Annotated in this window: 19 protein-coding genes, 1 tRNA gene and 1 pseudogene; 9 read left to right on the forward strand and 12 right to left on the reverse strand. The window is 69.3% G+C overall.

The genetic code is table 11. From position 1 onward, the window contains the following. The first annotated feature begins 61 nt into the window (after nucleotides 1-61). Entirely contained in the window at nucleotides 62-679 is a 618-nt protein-coding gene (locus G9272_RS45270; protein ID WP_253267798.1) for a hypothetical protein, read from the forward strand. Between the two features lie 496 nt (nucleotides 680-1,175). Further along, the gene (locus G9272_RS14540) at nucleotides 1,176-1,838 is read left to right on the forward strand and encodes an HAD family hydrolase (RefSeq protein ID WP_171396982.1); all 663 of its coding nucleotides are present in this window, start codon (nucleotides 1,176-1,178) and stop codon (nucleotides 1,836-1,838) included. Here G9272_RS14540 and G9272_RS14545 read toward each other — a convergent pair. Continuing rightward, a pseudogene (locus G9272_RS14545) lies at nucleotides 1,819-2,730 on the reverse strand (transcriptional regulator); the annotation flags it as partial. The gene G9272_RS14540 and the pseudogene G9272_RS14545 overlap by 20 nt on opposite strands. Before the next feature lie 12 nt (nucleotides 2,731-2,742). Between G9272_RS14545 and G9272_RS14550 the strand changes: the two are divergent. Together G9272_RS14550 and G9272_RS14555 are read left to right on the forward strand one after the other, a co-directional pair. Further along, a complete protein-coding gene (locus tag G9272_RS14550) occupies nucleotides 2,743-3,135 on the forward strand; it encodes a hypothetical protein (protein ID WP_171396983.1) in 393 nt (130 codons plus the stop codon). A 169-nt stretch (nucleotides 3,136-3,304) separates the two neighbouring features. Then, nucleotides 3,305-3,571, forward strand: coding sequence for a hypothetical protein (locus G9272_RS14555; protein WP_171394568.1), 267 nt, complete (start codon nucleotides 3,305-3,307; stop codon nucleotides 3,569-3,571). Between the two features lie 92 nt (nucleotides 3,572-3,663). Here G9272_RS14555 and G9272_RS14560 read toward each other — a convergent pair. Further along, a tRNA-Val gene (locus G9272_RS14560) sits at nucleotides 3,664-3,738 on the reverse strand. Nucleotides 3,739-3,897: 159 nt separating this feature from the next. Here G9272_RS14560 and G9272_RS14565 point away from each other — a divergent pair. From G9272_RS14565 to G9272_RS14575, 3 genes are all read left to right on the forward strand, one after another. After that, nucleotides 3,898-4,668: a DUF4097 family beta strand repeat-containing protein gene (locus G9272_RS14565; protein ID WP_171396984.1), complete on the forward strand. Its 771-nt coding sequence runs from the start codon at nucleotides 3,898-3,900 to the stop codon at nucleotides 4,666-4,668. 74 nt (nucleotides 4,669-4,742) lie between these two features. Further along, nucleotides 4,743-6,140, forward strand: coding sequence for a hypothetical protein (locus G9272_RS14570; RefSeq protein ID WP_171396985.1), 1,398 nt, complete (start codon nucleotides 4,743-4,745; stop codon nucleotides 6,138-6,140). A gap of 80 nt (nucleotides 6,141-6,220) precedes the next feature. Beyond that, on the forward strand, nucleotides 6,221-6,724 hold the full coding sequence (locus tag G9272_RS14575; RefSeq protein ID WP_171396986.1) for a DUF4383 domain-containing protein: 504 nt from the start codon (nucleotides 6,221-6,223) through the stop codon (nucleotides 6,722-6,724). A 13-nt stretch (nucleotides 6,725-6,737) separates the two neighbouring features. Here G9272_RS14575 and G9272_RS14580 read toward each other — a convergent pair whose 3' ends face one another. From G9272_RS14580 to G9272_RS14590, 3 genes are all read right to left on the reverse strand, one after another. After that, entirely contained in the window at nucleotides 6,738-7,910 is a 1,173-nt protein-coding gene (locus tag G9272_RS14580) for an amidase domain-containing protein (RefSeq protein ID WP_171396987.1), read from the reverse strand. A 98-nt stretch (nucleotides 7,911-8,008) separates the two neighbouring features. Continuing rightward, nucleotides 8,009-9,292: a hypothetical protein gene (locus G9272_RS14585; RefSeq protein ID WP_171396988.1), complete on the reverse strand. Its 1,284-nt coding sequence runs from the start codon at nucleotides 9,290-9,292 to the stop codon at nucleotides 8,009-8,011. A gap of 49 nt (nucleotides 9,293-9,341) precedes the next feature. Beyond that, the gene (locus G9272_RS14590) at nucleotides 9,342-11,600 is read right to left on the reverse strand and encodes a transglycosylase domain-containing protein (RefSeq protein WP_437184273.1); all 2,259 of its coding nucleotides are present in this window, start codon (nucleotides 11,598-11,600) and stop codon (nucleotides 9,342-9,344) included. Between the two features lie 237 nt (nucleotides 11,601-11,837). Between G9272_RS14590 and G9272_RS14595 the strand changes: the two genes are divergently transcribed. Then, nucleotides 11,838-12,050, forward strand: a complete 213-nt coding sequence (locus tag G9272_RS14595) for an FmdB family zinc ribbon protein (protein WP_171396989.1) — start codon at nucleotides 11,838-11,840, stop codon at nucleotides 12,048-12,050. Between the two features lie 17 nt (nucleotides 12,051-12,067). Here G9272_RS14595 and G9272_RS14600 read toward each other — a convergent pair whose 3' ends face one another. The 3 genes from G9272_RS14600 to G9272_RS14610 are packed head-to-tail and all read right to left on the reverse strand — an operon-like array spanning nucleotide 12,068 to nucleotide 16,643. Continuing rightward, a complete protein-coding gene (locus tag G9272_RS14600) occupies nucleotides 12,068-12,868 on the reverse strand; it encodes an HAD family hydrolase (RefSeq protein ID WP_171396990.1) in 801 nt (266 codons plus the stop codon). After that, nucleotides 12,868-15,441 carry a phosphoribosyltransferase gene (locus G9272_RS14605; protein WP_171396991.1) on the reverse strand — a complete coding sequence of 858 codons (2,574 nt, stop codon included), beginning with the start codon at nucleotides 15,439-15,441 and terminating at the stop codon, nucleotides 12,868-12,870. The genes G9272_RS14600 and G9272_RS14605 overlap by 1 nt, the downstream gene beginning before the upstream one ends. Nucleotides 15,442-15,467: 26 nt before the next feature. Continuing rightward, a complete protein-coding gene (locus G9272_RS14610) occupies nucleotides 15,468-16,643 on the reverse strand; it encodes an HpcH/HpaI aldolase/citrate lyase family protein (protein ID WP_171396992.1) in 1,176 nt (391 codons plus the stop codon). A gap of 176 nt (nucleotides 16,644-16,819) precedes the next feature. Here G9272_RS14610 and G9272_RS14615 point away from each other — a divergent pair, with 176 nt between their 5' ends. Further along, a complete protein-coding gene (locus G9272_RS14615) occupies nucleotides 16,820-17,560 on the forward strand; it encodes a TerD family protein (RefSeq protein WP_171396993.1) in 741 nt (246 codons plus the stop codon). Nucleotides 17,561-17,580: 20 nt separating this feature from the next. On the opposite strand, the gene G9272_RS14620 is transcribed toward G9272_RS14615, so the two are convergent. The 4 genes from G9272_RS14620 to G9272_RS14635 all read right to left on the reverse strand — a co-directional run bounded on the left by G9272_RS14620 (nucleotide 17,581) and on the right by G9272_RS14635 (nucleotide 21,121). Beyond that, a complete protein-coding gene (locus tag G9272_RS14620) occupies nucleotides 17,581-18,318 on the reverse strand; it encodes a TerD family protein (protein WP_171396994.1) in 738 nt (245 codons plus the stop codon). Nucleotides 18,319-18,418: 100 nt separating this feature from the next. Further along, a complete protein-coding gene (locus tag G9272_RS14625) occupies nucleotides 18,419-19,567 on the reverse strand; it encodes a DUF475 domain-containing protein (RefSeq protein WP_171396995.1) in 1,149 nt (382 codons plus the stop codon). Between the two features lie 282 nt (nucleotides 19,568-19,849). Then, on the reverse strand, nucleotides 19,850-20,425 hold the full coding sequence (locus G9272_RS14630) for a TerD family protein (protein WP_020126912.1): 576 nt from the start codon (nucleotides 20,423-20,425) through the stop codon (nucleotides 19,850-19,852). Between the two features lie 120 nt (nucleotides 20,426-20,545). Beyond that, a complete protein-coding gene (locus G9272_RS14635; protein ID WP_020126913.1) occupies nucleotides 20,546-21,121 on the reverse strand; it encodes a calcium homeostasis/redox stress adaptation protein in 576 nt (191 codons plus the stop codon). Between the last annotated feature and the right edge of the window lie 95 nt (nucleotides 21,122-21,216).

Raw genomic sequence — 21,216 nt, forward strand, 5'->3', positions numbered from 1 at the left:
CCGCACAGCACCCGCACCAGTCACACACCAGCAATACGCAGACGATCCCTCGGGGGAACACGTGAGCCAGCAGTATCCGCCGCACCAGCCACACCAGCCCGGATGGGAAGGCTCTCAACCCCCGGCAGGCTTCCCTCTGCCGCCGAAGAAGAACAACGTCGGCAAGTTCATCGGGCTCGGCTGCGCCGGCATCATCGGCCTGTTCATCGTGATCGGCATCATCGGCGCGATCACCGGCACTGGCGGCAGCAGTGACGAGACCGGCAGTTCCACCGACTCGACACCGGCGGCTTCCTCTCCCAAGAGCGAACGGCCTGCCGCCGCCGGCGACCCGAGCGAGGCCGCGAAGAGCGAGGCCAAGACCGAGAAACCGAAGAAGAAGGTCGTCACCTTCAAGGTGTGGGGCGCCGCCCCCGCCGGCGCGCTGGGCCCGCTCGACATCACCTACGGCTCGGACAGCGACAACCGCAAGGGCACTTTCAAGAACGGCAAGTTCGAGGCCACATTGCCCCTGGACGACGACGCGATGTACTACAACGTGATGGCCCAGCTCCAGGGCTCGGGAGACATCAACTGCTCGGTCACGGTCGACGGCCACACCGAGAAGGGCCATGCGTCCGGCGGCTACAACATCTGTAACGCGCAGGCCAACGCCGGACTCCTCGGCGGCTGGGACTGACGGAGCCACGCCCGGACCGGAGCCCTCGGAAGCCACCTTGGCCCCCGGGGGCTCTTGCATTCACCCAACACGTCCGCGCAGACCACACCCCGATCACTCAAGCCATGCGGATTGCCTCTGGCCGCTCCCCTGCGCGAGCCTCCCACCAGCCCGGCCGATCCCCCCCCGGCCTGGGCTTCGCGCGCCCTGAGGTGACCGGCGTCCGTCGGTGAAATTGCACGAACCCGCAGACCTCAAGTCGGCCTGGACAGCGTGACCTTGAGGTGGCGGGCTCCGACACACAGCCCTCGGTGATTGAGGTGATGCCGTATGTCCAAAAACCGTAGTGCCCTCACCGCCATTCCCCAAGAGTCGAAATCGCGATGGGGTGTTCTGCTTGCCGGGCTCTCCGCTCGGGCGAACGCCGCCCGCCTGATACGCGAGTTCGTCCAGCACTGAAAACGGCCCCCGCCGCTGCGGTGGGGGCCGCTTGGTCAGCCTGGATATCGTCGTCCGCATGATTCGCGCTGTGATCTTCGACGTCGGCGAGTGCCTCGTAGACGAGACCACCGAGTACGGCACCTGGGCCGACTGGCTCCAGGTGCCTCGCCACACCTTCCACGCCATGTTCGGAGCGGTCATCGCCCAAGGCCGCGACTACCGAGAGACCTTCCAGGAGTTTCGGCCCGGATTCGACCTGTACGCCGAGCGTGAGCGCCGCGCCGAGGCCGGGAAGCCGGAGACGTTCGGGGAGGCAGACCTGTACCCGGACGTCCGCGACACGTTGGCGGCCCTGCGCGCGGACGGCCTGTGGCTGGGCATCGCCGGGAACCAGACCGTGAGGGCGGGGAAGATCCTGCGCGAGCTGTTCGCGCCGGACGTCGACCTGATCGGCACCTCCGACGACTGGGGCGCTTCGAAGCCTGACCGTGCCTTCTTCGACCGCGTCGCCGAGGTCGTCCCCGCACAGGTTGACGAGATGCTGTACGTCGGCGACCGCGTCGACAACGACATCCGCCCGGCCGCCGCGGCAGGGATGCACACTGCCCTTGTGCGCCGCGGCCCCTGGGCAACGATCCAGTGGCACATCGAAGAAGCCGAGGCGCTTCCCACCTTCCGGGTGGAAAGCCTCCTCGAGTTGTCCCCTCGGCTCGCCCGCTTCAACGAGCGAGCGCGCTGACCGTCGTCGACCAGCCGTACAGCCGGTCGTCCAGCTCGCGCACACATGCCTCGTCCTGGTGCGGCGCGAGCTGCCGACGTACCTCCCGAACCCGGTCCATTCCCGTCGCGTACCAGGTCCGCTCCAGCTGATCGAGGGCGCGGACGGCGTACGCGCACGCTGCCTCGGCGTCGCCCACCGCGGCCTCGACGGCGGCCAGGTCGCCGAGGATGACCGACTGCTGCTTCTCCTCGGTCGGCTCCAGAGCGCCGAGGACGCCGAGGAGCGTCTCGCGGGCCTGCGGCAGGTGCCCCGCCCTGATCTGCGTGTTTCCCTTGAACGCCGCGAGCCTTACGGGCGAGAACCAGTCCAGCCACTCCGGGCTGTCGTACCGGCTGCCCCTCGCGAGGAGGTCCTCAGCGTGCCCGATCAGATGCAGCGCTGTCCGCGTGTGCCCGCAGCGGGTCTCGCACTCCGCCTCGACAGCGTCCAGCCACGCGAGCAGCTCGGCGGAGGCCGGGCCCCGGCGGCCGTACGTCCGTGCGGCGACCATCCGTTCTACGGCCGCCTCCCGCTCGCCCTCCCATGCCGGAATGAACGCGGTGTGCGCGAGCACCGCGGCGCCAAGAAGGTGATCATCGGCTTCACCCGCGGCTTGGAGCGCCCTGAGCAAAGTCTGCTGCGCGCGCAGGGCGTCGCGCAGGTCGAAGAACTCAATTCGTCCGGTTAGCAGCCAGGTCTCTGCGAGGGCTGACGCGACGCGGCGCCTCGTCTGCCCAGCGGTCTCCGGCAGCAGCGCGCAGCCGAGGGCTGCGTGGGAGAGCGCGGCAGGGTGCAGGGTGGCCGGCGCCACGGACCAGTACAGGCGCCGGTGTGAGCGGGTCACGGCCTCGAAGTCGGCGGCGACTGAGGCCGAGGAGTCACGATGCCGAGCACACAGCTGCCGTCCGCCGCAGGATGCGTCCTGCAAGACGTCGGTCTGGAGTGGGACGCCATCCGCGTACCGCGTCAGACCGGGCTCGCCGCGGTGGCCGTCCTCGGCCCGCAATGCGGCGCCGTCGTCGAATCCGGCGACTCCCGCTCGGTCGTGTACTTCTTCGTGCCGCGCGGAACCGCAAACGACTGGGAGCTGGAGAACACGAAGGCCCTCGGCCGCGGCAGCTCGGTGACAATTCCTCCGCCCCGCCGAACGCAGGGGCCGGGCCCGCACTGGCGCATGTGCCCGGACCCCCACCGGCTCATGACCGACGCGAACGCGCTGCACACCGCTCTCACGGACGCGTTCGGCCCGCGACTCGGCGAGGAACGGGCCGGATGAAGGTCGCAGGAAAGCGCAGGTTTCTCGTTTACCGGGTCGATGTCTGGTATCGGGCACTGATGGATCACTGTCTCGGCTGCAAGGACTGCCGGGCCGACACGAACACGGAGTGCCCGGAGGCCAGGAGGCTACGGAGGGCGTGGCAGCATGCGCGAGGAGGCGAGACGGTATGACCGCCAATCTGGAACGGCCCCAGCCCGTACCCGGCTGCTCGGTCTGCGCGGCCTTGGCCGAGCAGCGGACGGCCGCAGCCGCAGAGTGCGACTACTCCCGGGTGTCCGACTGCGACGTCCGCATGCGCCGTCACCCGCATCAGAAGGGCCCCGATATCTCCCTGACTGCGGCCGCCGCCCGCGGACCGGGTCTCCCCACCGGAACGCCGCAGGATGCAGACGAGAGCGTTTTCCTTGCGCGCAAGAAGACGTGGAAGTCTTGATCGTTTGGCGTTGTGGGCTCCATGCGGACTCCGGACGCAGGAGCGGCCTCCCAGGGTTTCTCCCGGAAGGCCGCTGACCTGCTGTTCAACCCTGGTGGGCGCGGACGGTTTCGAACCGCCGACATCCTGCTTGTAAGGCAGGCGCTCTACCCCTGAGCTACGCACCCGGGACGAGTCGACAGCCTACATTGCCCGGGGCCGTGCCCCGCAAACCCGTATCCGGGGGTTAGCCCCACCCCGGATACGGGAGCGCGCCGGATCCTCCGGCGGTCGGCGGCTCCCTAGTGTCGTCAGGGCAACGCCAAGCAGCCCAGGGGGAGATCACCATGGCACGTACGTCACTTTCGGTCCGCGCGGTCCTCGTCACCGGGGCCGTCGTGGTCCTGGCCGCCGGCACGACCGCCTGCGGCGCCGCCGCCGACGACGAGCATCCCGATCACCGGTCCTTCGCCCTCCAGGGCAGCACGCTCACCATCGACTCCGACGACTCGGCGCTCGAGATCGTCGCGTCGGACACGGCCGAGGCGGGCAAGGTCGACGTCACCCGCTGGTTCCAGGGGTCGGTCACCATCGGCAAGGAGCCGAAGGTGACCTGGTCGATGAAGGACGACCGGCTGACGCTGCGGCTGCACTGCTCCGGCCTGGTCGCCGACTGCGCCGCCAAACACCGTGTCGAGGTGCCCCGGGGCGCCGCCGTGAAGGTCGAGGACGACGACGGCAGCGTCCGGGCACGGGGCTTCCGGGACGCGCTGAGCGTGCACGCCGAGGACGGCTCCGTGCAGGTCACCGACTCCAGCGGGCCGCTGGAGCTGCGCACCGAGGACGGTTCCGTACGCGCCGAGGTCTCCTCGCGCTCGGTGGACACCCGTACCGAGGACGGCTCGGTCCACCTCACCCTGGCCGCCGTACCGGACCGGGTGGAGTCCGTCAGCGAGGACGGCTCGGTGACGATCACACTGCCCGAGGCGACCTACCGGGTGACCACGAAGACCGACGACGGCGGGGTGGACGTGTCCGTGCCACGCGACGAGTCCAGCGCGCATGTCGTCAGCGCACGCACCACCGACGGCAAAGTCACCGTCAGGAACGCGAACTAACCGACCCGTGTGTTCGTCCTTAACCGGTGGGAGAATGACACCGGGCAGGGCGGATCACAGCACGGGAGAGGGATGTGACGGCGACACCAGCGCAGCCGTATTCGCCGTTGGTGCCGTCGCGCGCACAGCGCCGCCGTGCGCGCCGGGGACCGCATGCGCTCCGGGACACCCTCACCCTCGTCGCCCTTCCCCTCGTGGCCGCCCTCGCGCTGCCCGCCGCGTTCGCCGGCGGCGGCACACGGCGCTGGTTCGGCGGGCGGGCGGAGGGACAGCGGGCCGAGGCCCAGGCCGCCAAGGACGCGGCGGCGGCCGCCTTCTACGAGCTGGACACCGCCCAGCGCGACCTGCGGATCTCGATCGAGACGATCAGGGCCGTGGACGACTCGCCGGCCGCCCGGCGCGCCGTCTCCGACTTCGAGGCCGTCGGCCGGCGGATCGACGAGGCCAGCCACCAGTACATCGACGCCGTCGACGCCCATGACCTCGACCGGGACGACCTGGAGGCCTCGGCGGCCTCCCAGGCGCGCACCGAGCTGACCCGCGCCAAGGACGAGCTGGGCCGCGTCAAACAGGAGCTGGACAGGTTCGCCGACGGGCTGGGACCGCTGCTCGGCAAGGCCGAGACCCAGCTGGCCCGCCTCGCGCCCGCCGTGGAGAGGGCCCGGCAGGCGCTGCTGGCCGCCTCGAACGCGCTGGACGCCGTGCGGGAGAGCGGGCTGCGGGCGGACGGTCTCGCGGCGCGGCTGGCGGCGCTGGCGCCCGAGCTGACGAAGCTGAACCAGGGCGCGGGGCAGCACGGCGTGCCGCAGACGCTGGAGCGGGCGGAGCGGGTGGCGCGGGAGGCCGAGGCGGTCCGGGTGGAGGCGGAGCGGCTGCCCGAGCAGGCCGCCGAGATCGACCACCGGCTGGTCTCCCTGCGGACCCGCGCCCAGGCGCTGACGACCCGCTCGGGGCAGGTGGAGCCGATCCTGAGCGAGCTGCGGCGGCGGTTCTCGGCCGCCTGCTGGCAGGACCTCCAGCACGTCCCCGACCAGGCCGGGGAGCACGTCCGGCAGGCCGAGGCGAAGCTCGCGGAGGCGCGCGTCGCGCGGGACGCGCAGCGCTGGCCGGACGCCACCGCGCTGCTGTCGACGGTGCGCGCCCTGCTGAACAGCACGGACGAGGCGGTCTCGGCCGCCGGTGACCGGCTGACCAGGCTGAACGCCGTGCAGAAGGATCCGCAGGCGGAGATCGACCGGACCCGGTTCGCGATCCGGGACGCCCAGCGGCTGGCGATGGCGGGGCGCAACACCCCCGATCCCCGGCACGCGCGCCCGCTGGACGACTCGGTGGCCCGGCTGGAGCGGGCGATCGCCTCGCTGGAGGGCCGGCACCCCGACTACTGGCACTTCCTGACCGAGACGGAGGCCGTCCGGCGGGCGGTGGCGGATGTGGTGGCCGGGATCCGTGAGGAGCGCGGCACGGGCCACTGACATTGCCGTGGGCGCCCGGCGGGCGGATATTGAAGGTACGTACGGCCTCCATCGGCGCATCCACCCTCAGGGAGGCGGAGATGGCCACACACGCAGTGCACGGCCGGTCCAGGCGGCGCATCAGGTTCGACGAGCACCTGCCCGTCGACCACCGTCTGAACCTGGTCTACCGGATCGGCGCCGGGCTGATGGGCCTGGGTCTGATCGCCTTCGGGATCTTCGGCATCGTCCACAACATCGGCTTCTTCGACACCGGCGGGGACGAGGTGTGGAGTCTCAACACCAACGGGGCGCTCAGCTGGCTGTCGGTCGCCGTCGGGCTGCTGCTGCTCGTGGGCATGGTGATCGGCGGGAACTTCGCCTCCACGCTGAACATGACCCTCGGTGTCCTGTTCGTCGTGAGCGGCTTTTTGAACATGGCCCTGCTGGAGACGGACTACAACTTCCTGGCCTTCGAGATCCAGAACTGCATGCTCAGCTTCGTGATCGGGATCCTGCTGCTCGTGTTCGGGATGTACGGCAGGGTGGGGTCCGCCCTGCCGCACGACAACCCGTACTGGCGGGCCCGCCACCCCGAGGAGTGACGGGCCGGCGGGATCAGGTGCGGTAGGCGTAGAAGTACGCCGTCGGGTACGACGAGACGAGGCTCGCCACCGACCTGCGCAGGGTGTTGTTCGAGTGGTAGGTCACGTACGGCACGCCGCCGCTCTTGGCGGTGACGATCATCGTGTGGTCCTTGGACCCGTCGCGGTCGAAGTCCATCTGGAGGACGTCGCCGACCTCGAGCTGGTAGACGTTGGCGAGCGCGGTGGTCCGCTTGGAGTTCTGGGCGAACCAGGACCACTCGTTGACGCCGACGAACGAGTCCGACTGGATGTCGGCGTTGCCGAACCACCTGGTGTAGTCGTACACGTAGCCGGGGACGTGCTTCCAGCCGCCCGCCTTCAGCGACTGGCTGACGAAGTTGGTGCAGTCGCCGCCGGCGCCGTGGCCGTTGTAGTCCGGATAGTCCTTGTTGTAGACGTTCCAGTACTTCTCGGCGTAGGTCGCCATCGCCTTGTAGTCATAGGCGGTGCCGGTCTTCGGGACGGCGGCCGGATTGCGGGTGGTCGCCGCGCGCGCGGCGTTCGGCATGGTGTCGTCCGCAGTCGTGGCCACCTTGACGGACGTCGGCTTGGTGAGCGCGTTCACCGCGAGACCGCCCTGGTCGGTGTCGCGAATGTCCGTCAGCTGCCAGTTGCCCTGCCGGTCGGCCTTGAACGTCAGCTCGTGGTGGGCCTCGAAGCCGGTGCTCTTCGGCTCGTTGCCGCGGACCTTCTCGTAGGTCAGCGTCGTGCTCTCGGTGACCGCGGCCTTGGCGGTACGGCCGGTCACCCGCGTGGCGTTCAGGGTGACGGTGGTGCTGGCCTTGCTGTACTTCTCGCCGGCCTTCGCCAGCTTGTCCTTGCGGTCACCCAGCGTGGACAGAGCGGCGTCCTCGGTGCGGGCCGTGCCGGAGGACAGCTTGACGTCACCGGAGAAGCCGTCGGTCAGCGGCTTCGTCCGGTCTCCCTGCTTGCCGGCGACCAGGGCGTCGGTGCGGTCGGTGAAGACCGCGTCCGCCAGCCGCTGGAAGGTGGCCTTGGTCCCGGCGTCGACCTTGGGGTCGTCGACGACGGCGGCACCGGCGGACCAGTTCGGCAGCAGAGCCACTCCGGCGACGACCGAGGTGGCGGCTGCCCCGAGTATCGCGACGCGACGGCGAGTCGCGCTCAATTTCCTTGACTTCACGGATGTTTCCCCTCTTGCCCCGGCGGAGGGATGCCGGGAAGGGCATCTTTGCATGGCGTGTGTGGCCGTTGTGAAGAGGGGACTCGGTTGAGGTTTGGTTACTTCACGACGGTCGACCAGTCCGGATTCTGCGCCGGATCCAGGGTGCGCAGCCGCTCGAGCGTCGCCGGCGTCTGCACGTCCATCCAGTCGGCCAACTCCTGGAAGGACACGCACTTGACGTCCTTCTTGGTGCACACGTTCTCGATGACCTGGTCGACGGACTTCATGTAGATGCCGCCGTTCCACTCCTCGAAGTGGTTGCCGATGAACAGGGGGGCCCGGCTGCCGTAGTACACGCGGTTGAAGCCGGCCATGTAGGCGTCGACGGTCTCCTGCTCCCACGTCGGGTACTGGGCCGGGTCGCCCTCGACCTCGCCGTCGGACTGGTTGTAGAGGAAGTTGAAGTCCATGGACAGGCCCTGGTACTTGCCGCCGTCGTAGGGGAGCAGCTGGAGCGGGAAGTCCCAGATGCCGTTCTTCTTCGTCGGCCAGATCTGGAAGTCGCCGGTGGAGCTGGCGTCGTAGCGCCAGCCGTAGCTCTTGGCGGCCTTCAGCAGGTTCGCCTGGCCCTCAAGGCAGGGCGCGCGGCCGCCGACGACGGCCTTCTTGAAGTCGAAGGGCAGCGGGTCGATGTCCTTGTAGCCGGTGTTGGTCTTCCAGTTCTCCACGAAGGAGTAGAACTGGTCGATCTCGCTCTTCCACTCCTCGACGCTCCAGTCGGCGCCGCCCTTGGCGCCGCAGAAGTGGCCGTTGAAGTGGGTGCCGATCTCGTTCCCCTCCTTCCACGCCTCGCCGAGCTGCTCCAGCGTGGTGCGGATGTGGTCGTCGGTGGGGAAGCTGATGGCCGCCGTGCCCTTGGGGTGCTGGGGCGGGGAGTACAGGTCCTTCTTGCTCTTGGGCAGCAGGTAGATGCCGGTGAGGAAGAAGGTCATGTGGGCGTTGTACTCCTCGGCCATCTTCCGGTAGTGCTCGAAGAGGCCGTCGTCGCCCATGAGCGCGCCGTCCCAGGAGAAGACCACGAACTGGGGCGGCTTCTCACCGGGCTTGAGCGGAACCGCTTTCAACTGCCCCGTCTGCGGTCCGGTGTACGAGGTGGAGCCGTCCCCCAGGACCTTCGTCTTGCCGTCCCACTCCGGCTCCTTGGTGGCCCCCGCCGACGCCTTCTTGTTCTCCCCCGAGGACGCGGTCGGCGCGGTGTTCGTCGTGCGGTTGAGCACCAGGTAGCCGGCCACCAGGGACGCGACGACGAGGAGCGCCGCCAGCGTCAGGAACCCCGGATGCGTGGTGGCGGGGTGGCGCGTTGCCGGAGCCTTGCGGCGGCGGCCCGACGGTGACTTCATGTGCGGATCATTCTCCGGATTTCGGGGACGCGGGTGCCCGTTTCGGTGGTCAGCCGAGCGGGCTCATGGCACCTGACCAGATGCCGTAGGGAACGCTGTCGTCGGTCGTGCCGGCGATGCCCTTCAGTGGAAGTGGTTGGAGGCTCTTGCCGAGGTCGATGCGGTAGACGACGACCGCCGTGGACACGGCCTTGGCCGTGCCGACGTACCAGGCCGCGGTGTCGTCCTGGGTGGTGCCCGCCTTCCCGGCCACCTGACCGAGCGAGCCGGCCCGGGCCGCCGCCTGCTGCGAGGAGGGCACGTCGTCCGGGTGGGCGGTGCGGAAGGAGTCCGCGAGCGCGGAGTTGACCTCCTCGGCCACGTCGGCGCCGAACGCGCGGTCGGTGTCCGGGGTGTCCAGGACGACCTTGGTGCCGTTCTTGGTGATCAGGCGCACCGAGTACGGCTCGGTGTGCTTGCCGCCCGCGGCGAAGGTGGAATAGCCGCTCGCCATACGGATCGCGCTGGGCGTCGAACTGCCCATGGACAGCGCGGGCACCTGCGCCCCGAGGCTGGAGGAGAGCAACCCGGACTTCTCGGCGGTGGTGCGCACCACGTCGAGCCCGGCGTCCATGCCGAGCTGCATGAACGGCGTGTTCACCGACAGCTCCAGCGCCCGGTGCAGGGAGATCTGCCCGTACGACTCGCCGTCGTCGTTCTTCGCGGCCACCACCTTGCCGCTGCGGTCCCAGTAGGGCCCCTCGGGCGTCGTCACCGGCACCTTGTCGTCGCCGTCGTACAGCGTCTCCCCGGTGACCGGTGTGGTGTCCCCGTCGCGGGTCTTGTGGATCCCGTTCTCCAGACCGGCGGCGTACACGAACGGCAGGAACGCGCTGCCGGCCGAGACGGTGGTGGCGTTGGACTCGTTGTAGCCCTGCGTACGGTGGTCGGGACCGCCGTAGACGGCGAGGATCCGCCCGTCGGAGGCCACCGAGGAGGCGCCGTAGTGGGCGGTCTTCGCGTTCTCGGGGTCGTCCTTCAGGGCGTCCTTGCGGGCCTTGGTGACGGCGTCGGTGAGCTGGGCCTGGCGCTTCTTGTCGAAGGTCGTGTAGATCTGGTAGCCGCCGAGGTCGAAGTCCTTGTCGGAGATGTTCCCGGCCTTCTTGGCGTACGAGGAGGCGAGTTCCACCAGGTAGTCGCTCTGCTCACCGGTGTCGTACAGCGGGTTGGCCTTGAGCGGCTCGGGGAACTTCGTGTACTTGGCGCGCTCGGCCTTCGACAGTTTGCCGATGTCGACCATCCGGTCCAGGGTCCACGACCAGCGCTCCACGGCCCGGGCGCGGTTGGCCGAGTTCAGGGTCGGGTCGTACAGGCCCGCGCCCTTGAGCAGGGAGGCGAGGAACGCGGCCTCGCTGGCGTTGAGTTCGCCGACGTCCTTGCCGTAATAGGCCTGGGCGGCGCGCTGGATGCCGTAGGTGCCGCGGCCGAACCAGCTGGTGTTGAGGTAGCCCTCGAGGATGTCGTCCTTGCTCATCTGGTTGTCGAGCTTGAGGGCGATCATGGCCTCGGTGAACTTGCGGCTGACCGTCTGGTTCTGGTTCAGGTAGACGTTCTTGACGTACTGCTGGGTGATCGTGGAGCCGCCCTGGGTGTCGCCCTGACCGATGGTGCGGAACAGGGCACGACTGATGCCCTTGAAGGAGATGCCGGGGTCGCTGTAGAAGCTGGCGTTCTCGGCGGCGAGCACCGCCCAGCGGACGTCCTCGGGGATGTCCTTCAGCGGCATCGCCTGCCGCTGCACCCAGCCGGTGCGGGCCATCGGCGTCCCGTCGGCCCAGAAGTACACGTTGTCCTGCTGGGTGGCGTACGAGTTGATGTTGTCCGGGATGTCGGTGGCCGCGTAGGCGACGACCAGGAGCATGCCGCTCAGGCCTATGGAGGTCAGGACGCCGCCGAGGCACTGCCGCCAGGAGGGTATCCAGCGCCGCCAGTCGGTACGGCCCGGACGCGGGTACTGCGGGCGCAGCTTGCGGGCGTAGGGCGTGACACGAGCCACATACGGGGCCAGTACGGCGAGGAGCGGGGCGAGCCGGGGACCCAGGAAAGAAGAAATTCGGGCAAAAAGGGAAGGCTGGGGTGCTTTTCGTCGATTTTTCGACGAACGCTGCTTTCCTCCGCCTTCATCCTCGCCCTCGGACATATCCGGCACAGCCGGTATATCCGATACCCGCAGCTGCATGGTCTCGTCCGCCCGGAAAGACGGAGGAACCTTCAACTGCATGGTTTCGTCAGGCTGTTGGGGCTTGTCCCCCTGCCCCGCCTCACTCACGACGCGTCTCCCTCCGCACTCCGTATTGCTCGCAGGCAGACGTACAGACTTACGAGGGCCTGACATGGTTGCCGTTGACGCGGCCGCAAACCTTGAACCCTCCCGACCTTGGGGTTCAATGCGGCGCTCTCAAATTACCAGCGCTCTTCGCAAATTCTCCACAGAAGAAATCGACAGAAGTGAACAGAGGTGAAACTGCTGACATCACGTCCGAGCATAGGGGCTTAGTCTGGCGCCATGCCTCGCTACGAGTACCGCTGCCGGACCTGCGGCGACACCTTCGAACTGAGCCGCCCGATGGCGCAGTCCGCCGACCCCGCCGACTGCCCCGCGGGCCACGACGACACCGTCAAACTGCTCTCCACGGTGGCCGTGGGCGGCACGAAGTCCGCCCCCGCGCCCAAGGCGGGCGGCGGGGGCGGATGCTGCGGCGGCGGTTGCTGCGGCTGACCGCCGCCCGCAACTTCTCAGGAATTCTTCAGGAACTCCCGCAGGATGCGCTCCCCGGCCAGCACGCCCCGCTCGGGCAGGGCGGTGATCGCCGGGGCCGTCCAGGCGGCCTCGGCCAGCTCGCCGTGCCCGGGACGCCAGCCCCGGTCGGCGACCAGCAGCAGGTCGGCGTCGAGCAGCGAGTCGCCCGCCGCCAGCGTCAGTTCGGCGCCGGTGCGGCGGGCCACCTCGCGCACGGCCGCGCTCTTGGTCAGCGGCTTCGGCACGGCGTAGATCTTGCGGCCCTGGAGCGACACGGTCCAGCCGCGGTTCTCCGCCCAGACCGCGAGCTCCTTCACCCACTCCTCGGGCAGCAGCTCGCGCTCCACGACGAGATAGGCGAACAGGTCCTCGGCGACCCGCTGCTTGCGCAGCCAGAACGGGTCCGCCGTCTTCGCCAGGTGCTCCTCCACCTCCGCGAGCGGCGCGCACTCGTCGGCCAGCCTGGCCAGCACGCTCGCGTGCCAGTCCTGATCGGTCGCGCCGTCGACCAGCAGATGGCCGCCGTTCGCGCAGATCGCGTACTTCGGCTCCGGGCCGGGCAGGTTGATGCGCTGGTACTGCTTGCGCGTCCGGGTGGTCGTCGGCACGAACACCGCCCGGTCGCCGAGGTCGGTCAGCAGCTGCGCCGACGTCTCCGTCATGAACGACAGCGGCCTGGCCTCGTGCACCTCCACGCACAGCAGCCGCGGCGCCCGCGCGTCCGGCATGGTCAGCGCCAGGGCGGCCGCCGAGTAGATGAGCGTACGGTCGAGATCGCTCGCCACCAGAACCGGCATCAGACCGTCACCGCCTTGCCGTCGGCGCCGGTCGCGCCCCGGGTGAACTGCGGGTGGATCAGCCCCACACAGGTGTACGGCAGGTCGCCGACCTCCTCGACGGGCACCCCTCGCTGTCCGGCGAGCAGCCGTACGTGGTCCAGGTCGGCGCCCGCTCCGGCCCGCGCCAGGATCTTCCAGGGCACCCGGCGCAGCAGCACCCGGGTGGTCTCGCCGACCCCGGGCTTGACCAGGTTCACGTCGTGGATGCCGTACTCCTCGCTGATCCGCTCGACGGCCCGCCAGCCCTCCCAGCTCGGCGTGCGGTCACTGGCCAGCAGCTCCTTCACCGCGCCGCCGACCGCGTCCGCGACCTCGGGGAAGCGGGCGGCGACGGCGTCCAGGAAGGCCACCGAGACGTCCGTGCCGGCGAGCTCGCGGTAGAACTTCGCGCCGTGGAAGTCGTTCGGCCCGACCAGGTCGGCCCGCAGCACGGTCCGCGAGATGAGCCCCGAGACGGTCGAGTTGAGGCAGGCGGACGGGATCAGGAAGTCGTCGCGGGTGCCGTACGTCCGCACGCACGAGCCCGGGTCGGCCAGCACCGCGATCTCCGCGTCGAAGCCGGCCGCTCCGCCGCCCGCCTCGAACTCCTCGATCGCCGCGGCCAGTTCCCGGGTGATCGCGCCCTTGCCGGTCCAGCCGTCGACGAAGACGACGTCACGCGGGTCGTGGTGGGCGGCCAGCCAGCGCAGCGCGTTGGCGTCGATGCCCCGCCCGCGCACGATCGACACGGCGTAGTGCGGCAGGTCGAGGCCGTGCCGGAACTGTGCCCAGCGGCGCATCAGGACACCGACCGGGGTGCCGGCCCGGGCGAGCGAGACGAGCACGGGCCGGGGTGACCGCTCGGCGATCACCGTCTCCGTGACCACGCCCACGGCCTGCGCGATCCGCGCCGCCGAAGTCTCGAGCGCCGCGTGGAACAGCTCCTGGTACTGCTCGCTGGGCTGGTACTCGACGGGCAGCGACTCGGCGTAGTGCGCGCCGCCGCTCTGGATGGCCTCCTCCCGCTCCTCGGTCGGCGCCTCCAGCGTCACGTCCGAGAGGTCCTGGAGCAGCCAGCCGACCTCCTCGGGCGGGTACGACGAGAAGGCGGGGCCGCGGAGGGGCTCGGGCAGCATGGCGGGTCTCTCTTCCGACAAGGCGGCTGCGTACAGCGGCTCGGGGACGTACGACGGCACGACCGCGAGGACGACGTGCGGGGTGTGTGCGGCGAGCTGGGACAGGAGGCCGTCGGGAGCGTGCAGCTCCCGGGTGTCGGCCACGGAGTCCACGACGGCGACGACGGCGTCGAAGCCACCGCCCGCGACGTTATAGGCATAGCGCTCGCCGGGGCCGTCGGCCGGGGCGTCGTGCGCGGGGAAAACGATTCGGCTGCGTATCGCGTAGCCGGGGTCGTCCACCGCGAGGACGGGTGAGCGGGTGGTGGTCGAGTAGCGCACCTCGGCGGCCACCACCTGCTCCAGCTCACGGGCCAGCCTGAGCGGCGCGTACATCAGCTCCTCGAAACCGAGCACGAGGACGCGTTCGACGCCGTCGGGTATCGCCTCGGCGAGACGGGCCGTCATGGCGGGGAGGGCGGCCTCCAGCCGGGCCCGGTGCTTGGGTGTGAACCCGTGCCGACCGCCGTCGGGGAGGCCGCGGGGCCAGACGAGGTCCACGCGGGATATGTGGCCGGGGGGCCGCGTCTGCCCGGTGCGGTCGGCTTCCGGGTGCGGGTCGTGGGGGGCTTGTCGCGCAGTTCCCCGCGCCCCTGAGGCGTCGAAGCGGGCGTCGGCTGCAACGTCCCCCAGGGCCGCGGGGAACTGCGCCTCGTAGCGGGCGACCAGTTCCTGGCCCTTCTCCAGCACGCCCTCGGGGAGCCGTACCGTGCCGGAGGCGGCGGTGATGAGGTCGACGCGGGCGCCGATCTCGCGGGCGAAGTCGTCCAGGCGGCCCGCATCGGCCGCCGAGCGCATGTCGACGAGGGCGACGACGACGTAGCGCCGCCGCGGATAGCGCTCGTGCAGGGCCCGGATGGTGTTCAGGACCGTGTTGCCGGTCGAGAACTCGTCGTCGACCAGGACCAGCGGCCCGTCGCCGACCAGCAGCGCCGGGTCCTCCGGCAGCAGCAGGTGCGAGGTCGCGTGCGAGTGGGACTCCTCGAAGCCGCCCGCCTGCGCGACCCCGGCGACCGGGCGGCGGGTGGAGTGCAGGTAGGGGGCGGTGCCGAGGCCGTCGGCGACCGAGTGGCCGAGGCCGGTGGCGGTCTCCGCGTAGCCCAGGACGACCGCCTCGGCCGCCTCCTCGGCGCCGAGCAGCTCACGCACCCGGCGGCCGAGGGCGAACCCGTGGCCGTGCACCACGGACGGCGACTGCGGGACGTGCTTGCCGAGGACGTTGGAGACCAGCAGATGCGCCCGCTTGGGGTTGCGGCGCAGGGCCAGCCCCAGCAGGCCCGTCAGCGTGTCGTCGCCCACGAGCTCGACACCGAGCCGCTCGGCGACCCACGTCCCGGACCAGATCCCGTCGTCCCCGTTGTTCACTGCGTTGTTCATGCGTCCCTTGTGAGTGAGGTGGTTCTTCAGCCGGGTATTCCGGCGGCGAGCAGGTCGACGAAGCTGACGTCCTCGTGCGCGACACCGAAGACCTCGGCGCGGAGCATGGTGCGCTCGGCCCAGGCGCGGTGCGGCTTCACCTCGTTCATCTTGTTCGTGTACTGCGACCGCAGCACACCCCCGCCGCCGCGTTCCGGCCGCAGGATGTCCGCCGCGTCGCTGTACTCCTCGTGACTGACGACGGACAGCGCGTGCACGGCCGGTACGTGCGAGGGGTGGATGCAGGTCTTGCCCAGCAGACCGTTGGCGTGATCCAGGGAGATCTCGCGCAGCAGCCCGTCCATCGCGTGCTCTATCAGCTTCTCGCGCAGCTCGACGGCCTGCCCCTCCAGGAAGGGGCTGTGCCGCAGCATCGGCTTGAACATGCGCTCGGGGACCCGGAAGTACTCCCACACGGGACCGGTCACCGTGAACCCGGTGCCGTCGGCCCGGCCCAGCATGTTCACCACGTCGGCGATCACCGAGGCGACGATCTGGACGTCGTAGGCGGTCATGTCGGGCGCTCTGCGCAGCCCGTACGAGGAGCAGAAGTCCGTCACGCCGAGGCGCAGCGCGAGGACCCGGCTGCGGTACTTGTCGACGGCGCGGGCGATGCCCTCCAGGGCGTCCACCCGCGACTCGCGGTACATCAGCTCGGGCGTCTCCAGGACGGGCATGCCGAACAGCCGCCGCCCGCTCGCCGTCTCGGCGCCCGCCAGCGCCTCCAGGAAGGGGATGCCCCGCTCCTCGGTGAACTTCGGGAAGACGAACCCGCTCAGCAGCTCCACGGTGGGCCCGAGCCGCCGGACCAGGTCGGGGATCTGCTCGGGCGTCCGCACCCGGATGAAGAGCAGCGGCAGCTCCGCTCCCTCCACGTCCCTGCGCCCCGCCAGGTCGGCGAACTGCCGGACCAGGTTCTCCTCGCCGGCCTCGACGTCCTCGTCGCCGATGGAGTCCTCCAGGCACAGCACCATCGACACCACGCCGCGCCCGGTCTGCTTGACGATGTCGTCCGCCAGCCGGGGCCGCGTGGCCGGGCTGTACAGCGTGGCGCCCAGGGCCGCGGAGAGCAGCCTGGCCGGGGCGTCCGTGTCGAAGACACACGGCTCCCGGTAGAAGAGGCGCTGTCGCACCTCAGGGGCGAGGTGCCCGAAATGACGCATAAATCTCCCCCGTGGTGCAAGGTAACTCTGTGGATTCGGTATGAGGTGGCCGGTAATAGTACGTAGGGATCCATGTCAGAGGTTCCCACCCGGCATGAATTTCAGGTAACTCGCGGATGAGACTTGCCGTGTACCCCGCGTTGTCGTGAGCAGGCCCGAGAAGGCAGGATGACCGCATGACGCACGCGATGCTGAAGGGGTCGAACGTCCCGCTGAAAGCCACCACGGTACGCGCCGTGCTGCGCTGGACCCCCGGGCAGGGGGTCCCGGACGTCGACGCCTCGGCGCTGCTCCTCGGTCTCGACGGCCGTGTGCGCTCCGACGAGGACTTCGTCTTCTACAACCAGCCCCGGCACCCTTCCGGGAAGGTGTGGCGGCTCGGCAAGAAGCGCGTCGCCGAGGGCCTCACGGACACCATCCAGACAGATCTGTCCGGTGTCGAGTCCGGCGTCGGCCAGATTCTCCTGGTCGCTTCGGCGGACGGTGTGACGTTCGACCGCGTACGTTCCCTCACCATCGTGCTGTACGACGCGGCAGCCGACGGCGAGCCGCTGGCCACGTTCGACATCCGCCCCGAGACGGGCGAGGAGACGGCGCTGATCTGCGGCGAGCTGTACCGGCGCGGCGAGGGCTGGAAGTTCCGCGCCCTGGGCGAGGGCTACTCCAACGGTCTCAAGGGCCTGGCCACCGACTTCGGCATCTCGGTGGACGAGTCGGAGGAGGCGTCGGCCGCGGCCCCCGAGCCGGCCCCCCAGACGCCCAGCCTCTCCCAGCCCCTGCCGCCCGAGCAGCCGACCTCGGCCGTCCCCCAGCAGCCGGCGTACGGCTACCCGGCCAGTCTCCCGACCTACGGCTACGGCTATCCGGACGGTTCCTTCCGGCTCCCCCCGCAGGGCCCCCAGTTCGTCGGACGGTGAGCCGCCGGGGGGCTCGGGCGCTACTTCTCGACCTTCGTCTTGTAGCCCCGGCCCCACTGCAACCCCCAGCCGTACAGACGATCCAGCTCCGCCTGGAACCCGTACACGAACCGCACCTCACGCCGCACCATGAGCTCGTCCTTCACGTTCTCGATCATCACCACCGCGCAGGACCGGGCCTGTGGGTGCCGCTCGTCGAGGCCTATCTCGATCCGCGGCCCGTTGCTCGGGTACAGCGTGACGATCGCGTGTGTACGGTCGAACGCCGGCGTCTGGTCGTAGATGTAGACGAAGACGAGCAGCCGCTTGATCTGTTCCCGGTGGTCGAGGTTGACGTACATCGTCTCGCCGGACGCCGACCCGAACCGGTCGTCCCCGCTCAGCTTCACGTACGGCGCCGCGTTCACGTCCCCCAGCAGGCCCCCGAGCGGCTGCACGACCCCCTTCGTCCCGTCGGCCAGCTCGTACAGGCAGCCGAGGTCGAGGTCGACGTTGACCATGCTCTGGCTGTGTCCGACGACCTCCGGCGGCCGCAGCGCCTTGAAGGGGTGCCGCAGCAGGCTCTCCCGCTGCGGTCCGCCGATGTCGGACGTCCGCATCCGCCAGGTCAGGTTGACGCGCAGGTTGCCGGTCGCGGCGCCCTGTTTGGTCAGGGAGACCTGATGATGCCGCTTGGTCAGTTCGATGGCGTTGGTGGCCGCGTTGCCCGAGTCGAAGTCGGCCGCCCGGCTGCCCAGGAGCCCGTCGAAGATGCCCATTCCCGCCCCCACGTCCGCTGATGAAAACCGGCGGGGCGGCCGGTGGAGGACTCGTCCTCACCGGCCGCCCCGCTCAGAGCGTTCCTCGCTCCCAAGGTGATCACACCCCGGACGAGACCTCAGTCTTCTCGTCCGAGCCCTGGGCTTTTCCCTCGGCCGCCGCCAATGCGCGGTTGCGGCGGACGGAGGACCAGAAGGACCAGGCGATCAGGACCACGCCGACGAGGCCGGTGATGACCTCGTTGATCTGGTACTGGATGGTGACCATGAGGATCACGGCCAGCGCGCCGATCGCGTAGTGCGCGCCGTGCTCCAGGTAGACGTAGTCGTCGAGGGTTCCCTGACGGACCAGGTACACGGTGAGCGACCGGACGTACATGGCGCCGACGCCGAGGCCGAGGGCCATCAGGACGATGTCGTTGGTGATGGCGAAGGCGCCGATCACCCCGTCGAAGGAGAAGGACGCGTCGAGCACCTCGAGGTAGAGGAACATGAAGAACGCGGCCTGACCGGCCAGGACGACCGCCGGGCGCTGCTTGCCGGTGCGCGCGGCCTCTTCCTCCTCCTCGTGTTCGCGTTCCTCCTCTTCCTCGAGCTTGTCCTCGAAGTAACCGGAGAGACCGCCGACGACCATGTACGTGATCAGACCGGCGATGCCGGAGATCAGCACCGTCTGCGCCTTGTCGACGTGCGCGCCGCCGTGCTGGTGGGCGTGGGTCGCGAAGGTGAAGGAGGTGATCAGCAGGACGATCAGCGCGATGCAGACCGACAGCATGTCGACCTTGCCGAGCTTGGACAAGGGCCGCTCGATCCAGCGCAGCCACTGGATGTCCCGGTCCTCGAAGATGAAGTCCAGGAAGATCATCAGCAGGAACATGCCACCGAAGGCGGCGATCGACGGGTGGGCGTCGGTGACCAGCTGCTGGTACTGGTCCTTGTCGTTGAGCGCGAGGTCGACCGCGTCGATCGGACCGATCTTGGCACTGATGGCGACGATGACGACGGGAAAGACCAGCCGCATGCCGAAGACGGCGATCAGCACACCGATCGTGAGGAAGATCTTCTGCCAGAAGGCACTCATCTTCTTCAGGATTCCGGCGTTGACCACCGCGTTGTCGAACGACAGCGAGATCTCGAGGACGCAGAGGATCGCCACGATGCCGAGGGCCTCCCACCCCCCGTAGAAGACCGCTGCGACCAGGCCGAGCGCGGTGACCGCGAACGACCAGCCGAAGGTTTTCAGAAGCACTGGCTACCCAATCGTGTATGTACGGGTCTCCCCCGCGCCGTACTCGGCTTTACTCAAAATTGACGTTGCTTGCAGAGTCTACGGTGAGGCTTACCCGGCCGGGAGCCTGGCCCGGATCCGGCCGGAAAGCCGCAGGTCTTGCGAGGTCAGCCAGGGGAGCGAGGCCGTACCCCCTCGAAGATCACGAGGAACGGGGAGACGTAGCCGGACGCCTCGACCGGCGTGGCACGGCCGGCCACCACCAGCACGACGCCGGCGATCAATGCGGCGCAGTACGGCTCTTTACGAAACGTTGACCCCGAAGTCCAGAGCGATGCCCCGCAGGCCCGACGCGTACCCCTGTCCTACCGCCCTGAACTTCCACTCGCCCTGGTAGCGATAGAGCTCGCCGAAGATCATCGCGGTCTCCGTGCTGGCGTCCTCGCTCAGGTCGTAGCGGGCGAGTTCCTGCCCGTCGGCCTGGTTGACGACGCGGATGAACGCGTTGGAGACCTGGCCGAAGGTCTGGCCCCGCTCGTCGGCCATGTGGATGGAGACCGGGAAGACGATCTTGTCGCACTGGGGTGGCACCTTGGAGAGGTCCACCAGGAGCGACTCGTCGTCGCCTTCGCCCTCACCGGTGAGGTTGTCGCCGGTGTGCTCCACCGAGCCGTCCGGGCTCTTGAGCTGGTTGTAGAAGACGAACCACTCGTCCCCCATCACCCGCCCGCTGTTGCACAGCAGCGCACTGGCGTCGAGGTCGAAGGGGGCTCCGGTGGTGGAGCGCGCGTCCCAGCCGAGTCCGATCATCACCTGAGTGAGGTTCGGCGCGGCCTTGGACAGGGAGACATTGCCTCCCTTGGCGAGCGTGACGCCCATGATTGCTGGTCCTCCCCTAGGTGGTGCTCAGGTGCTTCCTCTTCGGTTGTCCTGCACGTCCGGCGCCGCCCGTAAACGGTGCGGCGCCGGACGGTCGGACCTTCGGGCCCTGCGGGTGGCTCAGACGTTGACGCCGAAGTCCTGCGCGATACCGCGCAGGCCCGACGCGTAGCCCTGTCCGATGGCCCGGAACTTCCACTCCGCACCGTGCCGGTACAGCTCGCCGAAGACCATCGCGGTCTCGGTCGACGCGTCCTCGCTCAGGTCGTAACGGGCGATCTCGGCGCCGCCGGCCTGGTTCACGACGCGGATGAACGCGTTGCGGACCTGACCGAAGGACTGCTGCCGGTTCTCCGCGTCGTAGATCGACACCGGGAAGACGATCTTCTCGATGTCGGCCGGGACTCCGGCGAGGTTGACCTTGATCGCCTCGTCGTCGCCCTCGCCCTCACCGGTGGTGTTGTCACCGGTGTGCTCGACCGAGCCGTCGGGGCTCTTGAGGTTGTTGAAGAAGACGAAGTTGGCGTCGCTGCCGACCTTGCCGGAGCTGTCCAGCAGCAGCGCGCTGGCGTCCAGGTCGAAGTCGGTGCCGGTCGTGGTGCGGACGTCCCACCCCAGACCGACGATGACCGCGGTCAGGCCCGGGGCCTCCTTGGTCAGCGATACGTTGCCGCCCTTGCTGAGGCTGACTCCCACAAGTCCTCCATTGGTGTCCTGGGGCGGGGAGCCCCTGGTGCGTCGGATATCGGATCAACGAGTCGATCCTAGTGACGGGTTCCCGCCCCACGCAG

Source organism: Streptomyces asoensis (assembly GCF_013085465.1).
Taxonomy (GTDB): Bacteria; Actinomycetota; Actinomycetes; order Streptomycetales; family Streptomycetaceae; genus Streptomyces; species Streptomyces cacaoi_A.